The organism is Tsuneonella sp. HG094 (assembly GCF_053819285.1).
Genome location: NZ_JBSORA010000001.1, coordinates 1,149,648 through 1,162,417, shown reverse-complemented (window position 1 = coordinate 1,162,417; position 12,770 = coordinate 1,149,648). Strand labels below are relative to the sequence as shown.

General features: G+C 65.5%; 13 protein-coding genes. 7 read left to right on the top strand and 6 right to left on the bottom strand.

Annotated elements, in window-relative coordinates; genetic code table 11:
* Positions 1 to 13: 13 nt before the first annotated feature.
* Both ACWPMX_RS05790 and ACWPMX_RS05785 read left to right on the top strand, forming a co-directional pair.
* Complete coding sequence (locus ACWPMX_RS05790) at positions 14 to 409, top strand: VOC family protein (RefSeq protein WP_455699086.1); 396 nt, start codon at positions 14 to 16, stop codon at positions 407 to 409.
* A gap of 66 nt (positions 410 to 475) precedes the next feature.
* A complete protein-coding gene (locus tag ACWPMX_RS05785; RefSeq protein ID WP_455699085.1) occupies positions 476 to 1,123 on the top strand; it encodes a lysoplasmalogenase family protein in 648 nt (215 codons plus the stop codon).
* A 34-nt stretch (positions 1,124 to 1,157) separates the two neighbouring features.
* Here ACWPMX_RS05785 and gyrA read toward each other — a convergent pair whose 3' ends face one another.
* Positions 1,158 to 3,950: a DNA gyrase subunit A gene (gene gyrA / locus ACWPMX_RS05780; protein WP_455699084.1), complete on the bottom strand. Its 2,793-nt coding sequence runs from the start codon at positions 3,948 to 3,950 to the stop codon at positions 1,158 to 1,160.
* Positions 3,951 to 4,247: 297 nt separating this feature from the next.
* Here gyrA and ACWPMX_RS05775 point away from each other — a divergent pair, with 297 nt between their 5' ends.
* Positions 4,248 to 5,516: a hypothetical protein gene (locus tag ACWPMX_RS05775; protein WP_455699083.1), complete on the top strand. Its 1,269-nt coding sequence runs from the start codon at positions 4,248 to 4,250 to the stop codon at positions 5,514 to 5,516.
* A gap of 83 nt (positions 5,517 to 5,599) precedes the next feature.
* On the opposite strand, the gene ACWPMX_RS05770 is transcribed toward ACWPMX_RS05775, so the two are convergent.
* Both ACWPMX_RS05770 and ACWPMX_RS05765 read right to left on the bottom strand, forming a co-directional pair.
* Positions 5,600 to 6,325, bottom strand: coding sequence for an NYN domain-containing protein (locus ACWPMX_RS05770; RefSeq protein WP_455699082.1), 726 nt, complete (start codon positions 6,323 to 6,325; stop codon positions 5,600 to 5,602).
* Between the two features lie 28 nt (positions 6,326 to 6,353).
* The gene (locus tag ACWPMX_RS05765; protein ID WP_455699081.1) at positions 6,354 to 7,007 is read right to left on the bottom strand and encodes a carbonic anhydrase; all 654 of its coding nucleotides are present in this window, start codon (positions 7,005 to 7,007) and stop codon (positions 6,354 to 6,356) included.
* A 58-nt stretch (positions 7,008 to 7,065) separates the two neighbouring features.
* On the opposite strand from ACWPMX_RS05765, the gene lipA reads away from it, so the two are divergent.
* Together lipA and ACWPMX_RS05755 are read left to right on the top strand one after the other, a co-directional pair.
* Positions 7,066 to 8,004 carry a lipoyl synthase gene (gene lipA, locus ACWPMX_RS05760; protein WP_455699080.1) on the top strand — a complete coding sequence of 313 codons (939 nt, stop codon included), beginning with the start codon at positions 7,066 to 7,068 and terminating at the stop codon, positions 8,002 to 8,004.
* On the top strand, positions 8,004 to 8,465 hold the full coding sequence (locus tag ACWPMX_RS05755; RefSeq protein ID WP_455699079.1) for a type II toxin-antitoxin system RatA family toxin: 462 nt from the start codon (positions 8,004 to 8,006) through the stop codon (positions 8,463 to 8,465). Before lipA ends, ACWPMX_RS05755 begins: the two co-directional genes overlap by 1 nt.
* Here the strand turns inward: ACWPMX_RS05755 and ACWPMX_RS05750 are convergent.
* The 3 genes from ACWPMX_RS05750 to ACWPMX_RS05740 are packed head-to-tail and all read right to left on the bottom strand — an operon-like array spanning position 8,426 to position 10,604.
* The gene (locus ACWPMX_RS05750; protein WP_455699078.1) at positions 8,426 to 8,923 is read right to left on the bottom strand and encodes a CinA family protein; all 498 of its coding nucleotides are present in this window, start codon (positions 8,921 to 8,923) and stop codon (positions 8,426 to 8,428) included. The two genes, ACWPMX_RS05755 and ACWPMX_RS05750, sit on opposite strands and share 40 nt — an antisense overlap.
* On the bottom strand, positions 8,920 to 9,462 hold the full coding sequence (locus ACWPMX_RS05745) for a hypothetical protein (RefSeq protein WP_455699077.1): 543 nt from the start codon (positions 9,460 to 9,462) through the stop codon (positions 8,920 to 8,922). The genes ACWPMX_RS05750 and ACWPMX_RS05745 overlap by 4 nt, the downstream gene beginning before the upstream one ends.
* Before the next feature lie 8 nt (positions 9,463 to 9,470).
* Positions 9,471 to 10,604 carry a bifunctional 2-C-methyl-D-erythritol 4-phosphate cytidylyltransferase/2-C-methyl-D-erythritol 2,4-cyclodiphosphate synthase gene (locus ACWPMX_RS05740; RefSeq protein ID WP_455699076.1) on the bottom strand — a complete coding sequence of 378 codons (1,134 nt, stop codon included), beginning with the start codon at positions 10,602 to 10,604 and terminating at the stop codon, positions 9,471 to 9,473.
* Positions 10,605 to 10,684: 80 nt separating this feature from the next.
* On the opposite strand from ACWPMX_RS05740, the gene dusB reads away from it, so the two are divergent.
* Together dusB and ACWPMX_RS05730 are read left to right on the top strand one after the other, a co-directional pair.
* Positions 10,685 to 11,701 carry a tRNA dihydrouridine synthase DusB gene (gene dusB / locus ACWPMX_RS05735; protein WP_455699075.1) on the top strand — a complete coding sequence of 339 codons (1,017 nt, stop codon included), beginning with the start codon at positions 10,685 to 10,687 and terminating at the stop codon, positions 11,699 to 11,701.
* Positions 11,698 to 12,765 (top strand): two-component system sensor histidine kinase NtrB, encoded by a 1,068-nt coding sequence (locus tag ACWPMX_RS05730; RefSeq protein WP_455699074.1) that lies wholly within the window; start codon positions 11,698 to 11,700, stop codon positions 12,763 to 12,765. Before dusB ends, ACWPMX_RS05730 begins: the two co-directional genes overlap by 4 nt.
* The last annotated feature ends 5 nt before the right edge of the window (positions 12,766 to 12,770 follow it).

Here is a 12,770-nt window from a genome sequence, read left to right as displayed (position 1 = left end):
GAGGAGATTTCCCATGCCCGTGAACCACCTTGGCATTCCGGTGTCCGACATCGAACGGTCGAAGCGCTTCTATTCCGCCGCGCTCGCGCCGCTGGGTATGAAGATCACGATGGAATTCGGCCCCGGCCAGACCGAAAGCGGCGGGACCGCCGTCGGCTATGGCGAGGAAGGCGACAACGGACTGTTCTGGATCGGCGACAACGAGAAGGTAGGCGAGGGGATCCATGTCGCGTTCGACGCCGACAGTCACGAAGCCGTGCGCGCGTTCTACGACGCGGCCCTTGCCGCTGGCGGCCGCGACAATGGCGCACCCGGCCCACGCCCGCACTACGGATCGAACTATTACGCAGCCTTCGTTTACGATCCGGATGGAGCGAACATCGAGGCGGTCTGCGACAAGCCCGTCTGACGCCTCGACAATGCCCGCCGCTGCCAGCTAGGCACGCGGAAAGCAATCGAGGGGGGATTTGCGGACGTGGCCAGACGCACATTGATTGACAGCCGCCCTTGGCTCCTCGCCGGGCTCGCGATGGCGATCGCGTTCTGGGTGCTCAGCGACAGTGCGCTCGGCGGGTGGTTCCTGATCGCGCTGAAGGGCGGTTCGGTGGCGGCATTGGCTATCTATGCCCTCACTCGCGGGAAGGGACGCGATGCGAGGCTGGTAGCCGCGGTGATGGCGATCGGGGCCGCTGGCGACGTCGGGATCGAACTGTCGACCGTGGCAGGAGGAGCGCTGTTCCTGCTCTCCCACCTCGTCGCGATCACGCTCTATCGCTTCAACGCGCGGCCGCATCCGACGGCAAGACAGATCGGCGCTGCGACCTCGCTGCTGGTAGGCGTGCCGCTGGCCGCCTGGCTGCTCGCCAACGACGTCCTGGCGGTGATCTACGCGCTCGCACTCGGCGCGATGGCCGCAACGGCGTGGCTCAGCCGGTTCAGCCGCTACCATCTCGGCATTGGCGCATTGCTGTTCGTGGCGAGCGACCTGCTGATCTTCGCCCGGCTCGGCGGCGTGCTCGACCAGTCGCTCACCGAATGGTTCGTCTGGCCGCTCTACTACGCGGGACAGTTCCTGATCTGCACGGGGGTGATCCGCACCATTCGCCGCGACCATCGGGTCTGAAGACCAGGCCCGATGGTCGCAGGGCGGCCGGAGGTTACTCGTCTGGCTCGCCTACGATGTCGTCGTCCGACTGCGGCGGAGTGTAGATTTCGGTCACCTCGGAGCCCCGAGCCTCCATCTCTTCCGCGATCGCCTCTTCGGCAGCGTTTTCGGGACCTTCCTCCTCATCGAGGCGGACAGCGCTCACGACGTGCTCGTTGTCGGCGACGTTGAACAGGCGGACGCCCGCCGAACCGCGACCGATCACGCGCAGGCTTTCGAGCGGCAACCGGATCAGCTTCGCTTGGTCGGTCACCAGCATCAGCTGGTGCGCCTGCGTGGCAGGGAAGCTGGCGACCACGGGGCCGTTGCGCTTGATGTTGTCGATGTTGGTGATGCCCTGTCCGCCCCGGCCGGTACGCCGGTATTCGTAGGCGGACGACAGCTTGCCGTAGCCGTTGGCGCAGACGGTAAGGATGAACTGCTCGCGATCGGCCAGTTCGGCGAAGCGTTCCGGCGCGAGTTCGGGCTCGCCTTCCTTCTCCGCCTTCCATGGGGCGAAGCGGAGATACTGTTCGCGCTCCTCTTGTCCGGTTCCGACCTTGTGGAGGATCGAGAGCGAAACGACCTCGTCGCCGCCGAGCAGGCGCATCCCGCGTACGCCGGTACTGGTCCGGCTCTGGAATTCGCGCACGTCCTCACCATCGAAGCGGATCGCCTTGCCGCCGCGCGAGGCGAGCAGCACATCGTCGCCTGGCTCGAGCAGCGCCACGCCGATCAAACGGTCGGCGCTGCCGTCCTCGAACTTCATCGCGAACTTGCCGTTCGACGGCACGTTGGCGAACGCGTCCATCGAGTTGCGGCGCACGTTGCCCTTGGCGGTGGCGAACACGACGTTGAGCGCGCCCCAGGTGCTTTCGTCCTCCGGCAGCGGAAGGACGGTGGCGATCGTCTCGCCGTCGTCGAGCGCCGGGAGCAGGTTCACGATCGGCCGTCCGCGCGTCGTCGGACCGCCCTCGGGCAGCTTCCACACTTTCAGGCGATAGACCTTGCCCGCGGTCGAGAAGAACAGCACCGGGTTGTGCGTCGAAGTGACGAACATCTCCGACACCGCGTCCTCTTGCTTCGTCGCCATGCCCGCGCGGCCCTTGCCGCCGCGATGCTGGGCCCGGAAGGTCGAGAGCGGGGTGCGCTTGATGTAGCCGTCGAGCGTAACCGTCACGACCATTTCGTCGCGCTCGATCAGGTCCTCGTCCTCGAGGCCGTCCCACGCAGGGGCGATCTCGCTGAGGCGCGGGGTCGCGTAGAGGTCGCGGATTTCGCGCAGCTCGGCGCGCATCACGTCGTAGAGCTTGGTTCTGTCGGCCAGGATCGAGAGATACTCTTCGATCGCGGATGCAAGTCCCTTGAGTTCGTCGCCGATCTCGTCGCGGCCGAGCGCGGTGAGGCGGTGGAGCCTGAGTTCGAGGATCGCACGGACCTGCCGCTCGGAAAGCTGGTAGGTACCGCCGTGTTCGGCATCGGTCGGTTCGATCGCCTCGACCAGTGCGATGTACTGCGCGATGTCGCCGATCGGCCATTTCTTGGCGAGCAGCTTCGCCCGTGCATCGGCCGGATTCGACGAACCGCGGATCATCGCCACCACCTCGTCGAGGTTGGAGACCGCGACCACGAGGCCGAGCAAGATGTGCGCGCGGTCGCGCGCCTTTGCGAGTTCGAACTTGGTGCGGCGAGTGATCACCTCCTCGCGGAAGGTCACGAACGCCTGCAGGATGTCCTTGAGGCCGAGCGTTTCGGGGCGGCCGCCGCGGATCGCCAGCATGTTTGCCGGAAAGCTCGCTTGCGCCGGAGTGTGGCGCCAGATCTGGTTGAGCACGACCTCCGCTGTGGCATCGCGCTTCAGATCGACGACCACGCGCACTCCTCCGCGGTTCGACGTCTCGTCGCGGATGTCGGAGATGCCCTCGATCCGCTTGTCCTTCGCGGCCTCGGCGATCTTCTCGACGAGGCCCGACTTGCCGACCTGGTAGGGGATCGAAGTGAAGACGATCGATTCGCGGTCGCCGCGGGTTTTCTCGATCACGTGCCGCGCACGCATCAGGATCGATCCGCGCCCGGTCATGTAGGCGTTGCGCGCACCCGTCTGGCCGAGGATCAGCGGCGCGGTCGGGAAATCAGGCCCCGGAATGATCTGCATGAGCGCCTCGGGCGTCATCAGCGGATCGTCGATCAGCGCGAGACAGCCGTCGATCACTTCGCCGAGATTATGCGGCGGGATATTGGTCGCCATGCCGACGGCGATTCCACCCGCGCCGTTGACGAGCAGGTTGGGGAATCGCGCCGGCAGGACCGTCGGCTCCTTGCGGCTGCCGTCGTAATTCTCGGCGAAATCGACCGTGTCCTTGTCGAGATCGTCGAGTAGGCTGTTGGCAACGCGGGCAAGCCGTGCCTCGGTATACCGCATCGAGGCCGGCGGATCGGGATCCATCGAGCCGAAGTTGCCCTGACCGTCGATCAGCGGAACGCGCAGGGACCACGGCTGCACCATGCGAGCGAGCGCATCGTAGATCGCGCTGTCGCCGTGCGGGTGATAGTTGCCCATCACGTCGCCGACGATCTTGGCGCTCTTGCGATAGGGGCGTCCCGCGACGAAGCCGCCTTCATTGCTTGCGAACAGGATACGCCGGTGAACCGGCTTCAGGCCATCGCGCACGTCGGGCAGGGCACGCGCCACGATCACGCTCATCGCGTAATCGAGGTAGCTCGTTTTCATCTCGTCGACGATGTCGACGCGAGCATATTCTTCCGGCGAGGCCGGCGGGGTCAGGGTGTCTGTATCGTCGCTCAATGGTCTGCCGTTTCGGTGGCGCGCGCACAGGCGCGGAGGGCTAAGATTTGCCTAGGGGACGGGGCGCAAATTCGCCAGTTCGGTCGGCCCCATGTGGGGCTCTGGCGGGCCCTTTTCCACATATGTTTAGTGTTCGCCGACCGCAAGCTCTGACGGCTTGCTGAAACCATCGTTCAATACGCGTTCACGCCCGAATCCCTAGTTCGAATTGCATTGTCGTTCGCACCGCGTCAGTAGCGCCTGGTGTTCGGCAATCGGCTCGCCTGCGGGCCAAGCTCATCCTTGGGAGACCACTCTATGCCCACGATTCGCCCGGCCGCCTCGCGGCTTGCTCTTGCCCTTGCGCTTGCGACCACTGCCGCTGCCGGCATGACCGCGGCTGCCACGCCTGCCATCGCCCAGAAGAAGGACAAGGAGCAGCCTGCCGCGAAGGCCAATTACTCCAAGCCGTTCGTCGCGGCGTACCAGCCGCTAGCGGCCGCTCTCAACGCCGGTGGCGACCTGACCCCGCTCAAGGCTCAGGTTGCCGGGATGGTTGCTGCCGCGTCGACCCCCGATGATAAGTTCGCCGCCGGTCAGGTGACCTACAACATCGGTGCGAAGACCAGCGACATCGCCTTGCAGGAGCAGGGCCTCGACATGATGCTCGACAGCGGCCGCACCCCGGCTGCCGACCTTGCGCGCAATACCTTTGCATCGGCCCAGCTTGCCTACAACGCCAAGAACTACGCCAAGGCGCGGACCCGCGCGCAGGCGGCGATCGCGGCGGGTTACACCGGCGATGCCGAACTGATCATCGCGGAAACCTATTTCGCCGAGAACCAACCGCAGGCCGGCGTCGCGGAAATCGACAAGGCGATCGCCAAGAAGACTGCAGCGGGGCAGCCGGTGCCCGAAGCGTGGCTGAAGCGCGCGCTTGCGCAGGCTTATCAGGCCAAGCTCGACCAGGTGTCGGTGAAGTACGCGGGCCAGTACGCGCAGTACTATCCCTCGCAGACCAGCTGGGGCGATGCGATCGCCATCCAGCGGAACCTGTACAACTTCGAGGGTCAGGAACTTCTCGACCTGATGCGACTTGCTTCGCGTACCAACGCATTGCGCTCGGAGCGTGATTACGCAGATTACATCACCGCCGCCGATGCGCGCCGCCTTCCGGGCGAAGTGGACAAGGTGATCGGTGCCGGCATCGCCGCAGGCAAACTGAAGTCGAACGACGTGTTCATCGCCGAAGCCCGCACGATTGCTTCGGGCCGGGTGAAAGCCGACACGGCGGACCTGGCTGGCCTGGAGCGGGACGCCAGGGCCGGCGGAGCGACTGCGGCGACCGCGATGGCGGCGGGGGATGCCTTCCTGAGCTATGGCCAGCCGGCCAAGGCGGAGGAGTTCTACACGAGCGCTCTCGGGAAGCCGGGCGTCGATTCGGCGCGGGTTCTCACCCGCCTCGGTATCGCGCAGGTCGATCAGGGCAAGACGGCCGAAGCCAAGGCGAACTTCGCCAAGGTCCAGGGCCCGCGTGCCACGATCGCCCAGTTGTGGAGCATCTACGCCGGTCAGAAGGGCGCCTGAACCTTTTCAGACGAGTAACTCGGAGGGCGCGTGGTCGAAAGACTGCGCGCCCTCTGCGCGTTCAGCGCTGGCGCTTGGCGCGTTCAGCGCAGGCGCTTGACCCAAAGTTGGCCGCCCTCGCGCTGTTCGACCTTGAAATTCTCGAGCGATCTGAACAGGTCGCTCAAGCTCTTGAAGCCGTAGTTGCGGACGTCGAAGCTCGACCGGTTACCGGCGATCTGTCCGACCTGCTGGAGCTTGGCATAGCCCGTCTCGTCGCGCCTAGCCTCCTTGTACGCAGCGCCGATCAGCTCGATCAGATCGTCGTCCACTGTTACCGTGTCTTTCGACCGGGGTGAAACGCTGTCTTCGGTCGAAGCGGCGCGGATGAGCTGGTCGATATCGATGAAGCGCGTGCACGCGCTCTTGAAAGGTTGCGGAGTCTTGTCGCTGCCAAATCCGTAGACGACCAGACCATCCTGCCGCAGCCGGGTAACCAAGGGTGTGAAGTCGCTGTCCGAGCTCATGATCCCGAATCCGTCCACCTTGCCTTGATAAAGAAGGTCGATCGCATCGATGGTCATTGCCATGTCGGTGGCATTCTTGCCCTTCGACACGTCGAATTGCTGCTGCGGGCGGATGCCGTACTTGTTGGTGATCTCGCCCCATTTCGAGAGGCCCTGCTTGGCAAAGTTGCCATATGCGCGGCGGATGTTGACCTGGCCGAGCTCGGCCATGACGGTGAGGACAGGGTCAATCCCGGCTGGCGTCGTGTTGTCTGCGTCGATCAGCAGGGCGATGTTCTTCAGGTTATCGTTATTGTTTTCCATACGCGGTCAGATGGGCCGCTCCGCGCAGTTACGCAACCGGCTCGAACTCGCCGCTTCCCTCGTGAAGCAGGTGAAGCACGCCGTCCGAAATCGCAAAAAACGCGCCGCGCAGCCGCAGCTTCCCGCGCGATTCCAGTTCCTGGACACACGGGAAGGTGCGCAGGTTGGCGAGGCTGACCTTGACCCCTGCCATCTCCATCGCCCGCTCAGCCTCGCGGCCTTCGGTACCGTGCTTGGCGACGACATCCTCGCGCGCTTCGTCGAGCAGGTCGATCCAGTCCGCGATAAAGCCACCGTTGCCGGGTTCGGTCCCGTGCATCGACTGTGTGAGCGCCGCCTTGCACCCGCCGCACAGGCCGTGGCCCATGACAACGATCTCGCGCACCTTGAGGAACTGGACCGCGAATTCGAGAGCCGCCGACACGCCGTGATGGCCGGGCGTGGTCTCGAACGGCGGCACCATCGCCGCGACGTTGCGGACGACAAAGATTTCGCCCGGCGCGACGTCGAAGATCTGCGCAGGATCGACCCGGCTGTCGGAACAGGCGATCACCATGATTTTGGGCTCTTGCCCCGTGCCCAGCGCCGCCCAACGTTCGAGGCGCGGAGTCCAGGCGTTCTGGCGGAAGCGGCGATAGCCTTCGACAAGGCCGGCGAGCTCGAGCGAGGGAGTCGTATTCATCGCGCTGCCGATGCCGCACGGGATTGCACCTGACAACCCCCGAGCCTAAGTGCGCATCATGAACGATCTCGCGTCCGCACCGCCGATCCCCGCGCGCCCAGAGCGCCAACGCAAGCCCGAATGGATCCGGGTAAAGGCGCCGGTGAGCAAGGGCTACAACGAAACGCGTCAGCTCATGCGCGACCTGTCGCTTAACACCGTGTGCGAGGAAGCGGCCTGCCCGAATATCGGCGAGTGCTGGACCAAAAAGCACGCCACGGTGATGATCCTCGGCGACGTGTGCACGCGCGCCTGTGCCTTTTGCAACGTCAAGACAGGTATGCCGCGCATGGTCGATCCGCTCGAGCCAGAACACGTCGCCACCGCCGCTGCAAAGTTGGGCCTCGAACACATCGTCGTCACCAGTGTCGACCGCGACGACCTGCCGGACGGCGGGGCGGGGCAGTTCGTGAAGGTCATAGAGGCGCTTCGGCGCGAGACGCCGAACACGACGATCGAGATCCTGACGCCGGATTTCCGCAACAAGATGCGCCCTGCGGTCGAGGCGATCGTCGCGGCGGGCCCCGACGTCTACAATCACAACCTGGAAACGGTGCCCCGGCTCTATCCCACGATCCGGCCAGGCGCGCGCTACTACGCCTCGCTCCGATTGCTCGAGGAAGTGAAGTCGCACAATCCGCGCATCTTCACCAAGAGCGGGATCATGCTGGGCCTCGGCGAGCAGCGCCTTGAGGTTCACCAGGTGATGGACGACATGCGCAGTGCCGACATCGATTTCATCACCATGGGCCAGTACCTGCAGCCCACCCCGCGCCATGCGAAGGTCGAGGATTTCGTCACACCCAAGGCGTTCGCCGCCTATGGCGCGATCGCGCGGGCCAAGGGGTTCCTGCAGGTCGCCGCGAGCCCGCTGACACGATCGAGCTATCATGCCGGAGACGACTTCGCGGCCATGCGCGCCGCGCGCGAGGAGAAGCTGGCCAAGCTGTCGCGCTAATGCCGGGGATCCACGAAGTCTACGCGCTGCCCTATTCGGCGGAGCAGATGTTCGACTTGGTGGCCGATGTCGGTCGCTACCAGGAATTCCTGCCGTGGGTCATCGCCACGCGCGTCAAGTCGAACAGCGAGACCGAGTTGGTCGCCGACATGCTCGTGGGTTTCAAGCATTTGCGAGAGAAATTCACCTCGCGGGTCGAGAAGGAGCGACCACGCCGGATCGAAGTGTTCTACCTCGACGGGCCGATGAAGGACCTCGACAACTGCTGGAAATTCCGTCCGCTGCCAGACGGTGGGTGCGAGGTCGATTTCCGCGTTGATTTCACCTTTCGCAACGCGGTGTTCGAGGCGCTTGCGGGTCAGTATTTCGACCGGGCGTTCCGCAAGATGGTAGCCGCGTTCGAGGCGCGGGCGCACGAGCTTTACGGCAGCAGCAGCGAGAGCGCTTCAAGCGTCGCCTGACGGCGGATTTCCGACCGCGTCTGCCCGTCGAACTGCTTCATCTCGCCTTCGGGTTCCCCATCGCCTTCGCGGCAGGCGCGCGCGAACACCACCGTGCCGACCGGTTTGAGCGCTGTACCGCCATCCGGTCCAGCAACGCCGCTGATCGCGATTGCGACATCCGCGGACGAGTGGGTGAGGGCGCCCTGCGCCATTGCCCAGACGCACGCGATCGAGACTGCGCCGAACGTCTCGATGATCTCGCTCGATACGTCGAGCTCTTGCACCTTGGCATCGTTCGAATAGGTCACGAACCCGCGATCGAGGACTGCCGACGACCCAGGGATCTCGGTCAGCGCGGCTGCGACCAACCCGCCGGTGCAGCTTTCGGCGAGCGCTACGCGCCGGCCGATCGCGGCGTTCTCCTCGACGACGCGGCGGGCGAGGTCGACGATCTCGGCGGGGAGCAGGCCGCTCACGAAGCGGCCGGGCAGATCGGTGTGTTCTTGGGCTTGGTCATCGCCAGCACGAAACCGATCATCGCGCCGCTGTCGCGCGGGTTCATCACCGACGCGAGCTGCATCCCGCGTTCGACGTTGGTGCAATGCTCAGGCTTCACCGCCTCGCCGACCTTTTGCGAGATCATCGCGTCCACCAGCGGACGGACGGACTCGTCGGGGAGGGCGGCGAACATGGCGATGGGGTCGTTCGCCTTGGCCGCACCCGCCTTGCCTCCGACGTACTTCAGGATCGCCGACTTTGCGACCGGCCAAGTCTCGCCCTGGAGGGCCGCATACTTCTGCGCGAAGGTGTCGCCGCGCGTGGCGAGGAAACCGGACTTTGACAGGCGAGCGGAACACTTGCCTCGAACTCCCTCGACCACGGCGGGCACCGAATAGATCGCCATCTGCGCGACCTCGCGCTCGGTCAGGCAGGCCTTCGCCGCCTGCGCCTGAACCTGGGCGGGTATCAGCGCAGCGAGGGCAGCGGCAGCGAGCAGGGCGGGAGTGCGTTTCAAGGAAAACCTCATGCGTTGCGGATGACGGTCGCGACGGCCTGCGCGGCGATCCCTTCGCCACGGCCCGCGAACCCGAGCCGCTCGGTGGTAGTGGCCTTCACATTTACCGCGCCTGCATCGACCTCGGCAAGCTCCGCGAGCCGCTGGCGCATGGCATCCCTGTGCGGGCCGACCTTGGGTGCCTCGCAGATCAGCGTTACGTCGATGTTCCCGACCCGGTAACCCGCCGCTTTGACGAGCGACACGGCATGCTCGAGAAAGCGCGAGGAGGGCGCGCCCTTCCACTGCGCATCGCTCGGTGGGAAGTGCTGGCCGATGTCGCCCGCTCCCACCGCACCGAGCAGGGCGTCGACGAGCGCGTGGATGCCGACGTCGGCATCGGAATGACCGGCAAGGCCGAGCGTGTGGGGCACCTGCACACCGCAGAGCCACAGCTCCTCGCCCGGCGCCAGGCGATGGACGTCAAAGCCGGTGCCTGTCCGGATGGCTGGGAGCGCGTCCACGAAATCTCCTGCGAATGTCAGCTTGGCGAGCGCTTCGTCGCCCTCGACTAGCATGACGCTGCCTCCCGCCGCATGCAGGACTTGCGCATCGTCGCCCGCATCGCTCTGGTCTTGCCAATCGCGGTGCGCGGCGAGGATGTCTGCGAAGCGGAATGCTTGCGGGGTCTGGACCCGACGAAGCGCGGCCCGGTCGGTCGATCCGGCCATCGTCCCGCCGTCGTCTACCGCGAGGCTGTCGACCACCTGCAAGACCGGAATGGCGCCGGGATGCTGGTCGAGTGCGGACAGCAGGCGATCGATGACAGGGCCGCGCAACCCGGGGCGGGCCGCATCGTGGATCAATACCCGCTCTGCATCTCCGAGTGCTTCAAGCGCGAGCCGGACGGAGTCCTGCCTCGTCGCTCCGCCCGTCACCATGACGACGGGCAGTCCATTGAGCGCCGCTGCAGCCACTTCCTCGCCCCCGTGCGGGATCGCCACGAGGATTGGATCAGCCCCTGCGGCCGCCAGCGCCTCGACCGAATGCCGCACCACCGGCTTGCCGCGCCACTGCGCGAACTGCTTCGGCACCGGTTGTCCCGCGCGCAAACCTTGCCCGGCGGCAACGACGATCGCGGCGAAGGGGGGGAGGGCAGTCATCGGTGACCGCGCGCTACCGCCTTGCGCCGACCCCTTCAATCCACTATGCGCTGCCCAAATTTTAGGCATTCCACCGGACCATGAGCGCGCTACCCTCTCCGCCCCCGTTGCGGCCGATCCATGTCGGCCCCGTCACCGTCGACACGCCGGTCGTGCTCGCACCGATGACGGGCGTGACCGACATGCCGTTTCGCACTCTCGTGCGGCGCTATGGCTCAGGCCTCAACGTGACCGAGATGATCGCCAGCGAAGCGGCGATCCGCGAAACGCGCCAGTCGATCCAGAAAGCCGCATGGGCGCCTGTCGAGGATCCGGTTTCGATGCAGCTAGTCGGGTGCGACCCGGTCTCGATGGCCGAAGCCGCGCGGATGCAGGAAGCCAACGGCGCTGCAATCATCGACATCAACTTCGGTTGCCCGGTGCGCAAGGTCGTCGGCCAATATGCGGGTAGTGCGCTCATGCGCGAGGTTCCGCTTGCGGTCCGGCTGATGCAAGCGACCGTGAAGGCGGTCAACGTGCCCGTCACGGTCAAGATGCGGATGGGCTGGGACCACGACTGCCTCAACGCCCCGGAACTTTCGCGCATCGCCGAGGACCTGGGCGTCAAGATGATCACCGTTCACGGCCGCACGCGCAACCAAATGTACAAGGGCAGCGCCGACTGGGCCTTCGTGCGCAAGGTCAAGGACGCGGTGTCGATCCCGGTCATCGTCAACGGCGACATCTGCTCGATTGCCGACGCGGCGAAAGCACTCGAACAGTCGGGCGCGGACGGCCTGATGATCGGGCGGGGCGCTTATGGCCGTCCGTGGCTGCTCGGCCAGGTCATGCAATGGTGGCGGACGGGCGAGGCTCTCGCCGATCCAGGCATGGACGAACAGCACGCGACGCTTGTCGAACACTACCGCGCTATGCTCGATCACTACGGCGAGTACACCGGCGTGAAGATGGCCCGCAAGCACGTCGGCTGGTACACGAAGGGCCTCCACGGATCGGCCGAGTTCCGCAACAAGGCGAACTTCATCGACGACGCGGCGCAAGTCCTCGGCGAGATCGGCCGCTTTTACGAACCGCTCCTGCTGCGTCAGGCGGCGTGACCACGCTTTCGGGCCGACCGGGACCGCGCGAACAGCTCGCCGGCCTGGTGTTCGCGACGCTGCTGCTCGATCCTGAACTCTTCATCGTCGAGGCCAACCCGGCCAGCGAAGAGATGCTCGGCCGCAGCGCGCATCGGATCATCGGTCGTCCACTGTTCGACATCGTCCAGATCGACGATCCGCGGGTGACTGCGCATTCCCGCGACGAAACCGCGCCAGTCGTGGCGCGGGGCGTAATGATCCGTGCTGGCCAGCAGGTTCACCGCGTCAATATGTCGGTGTCGCCGTTGCCCACTCATCCGGGCTGGCGTGTGGTGACTCTATCGGAAGCCGGACAGGGCGAGATGGACGACGACGATCGCGGGGCGGGCTCGCTCGGCGCACCCGCAGTCCTGGCCCACGAGATCAAGAACCCGCTCGCGGCAATTCGCGGGGCGGGGCAGCTTATCGCTCGCAAGCTGGAGCAAAAGGACCGCCCACTCGCCGACCTGATCGCGACCGAAGTTACCCGGATCGCATCCCTCATCGACCGGATGCAGCGCATCGGCGCACGCGGGGCTGAACCCAATGCGCCGCTCAACCTGCACGAAGGGGTCCGCCGGGCCATCGGAACGGTTCGTGGTGGCGGCCTGCGCGGGGTAGAACTGGTCGAGGAGTTTGACCCCTCGCTGCCGCCCGTCCTTGGCAACGAGGGCGCCTTGGAGCAGGTGATGATCAACCTGCTGGCGAACGCCCGCGACGCCTGCGCGGGAACGGAAGACGCCCGCATCACCGTGAAAACGCGCTATGTCAGCGGCCATATTTTCAATGCAATTCGTCCAGGCCGCTCGATCCGCCTACCGGTCGAACTGACCGTGAGCGACAACGGCCCCGGCATCGACCCCGAATTGCGCCCCCACGTGTTCGAGCCATTCGTGAGCAGCAAGAAGAGCGGGCAAGGGCTAGGCCTCGCGCTCGTCCGGCGGCTCGTCCAGGATATGGACGGCCGCATCGCCCACGAGCGCGACGACAAGGCAGGCCTCACCCATTTCCGCATCCACCTGCCATTGGCGAAGCAGGGATAATAACC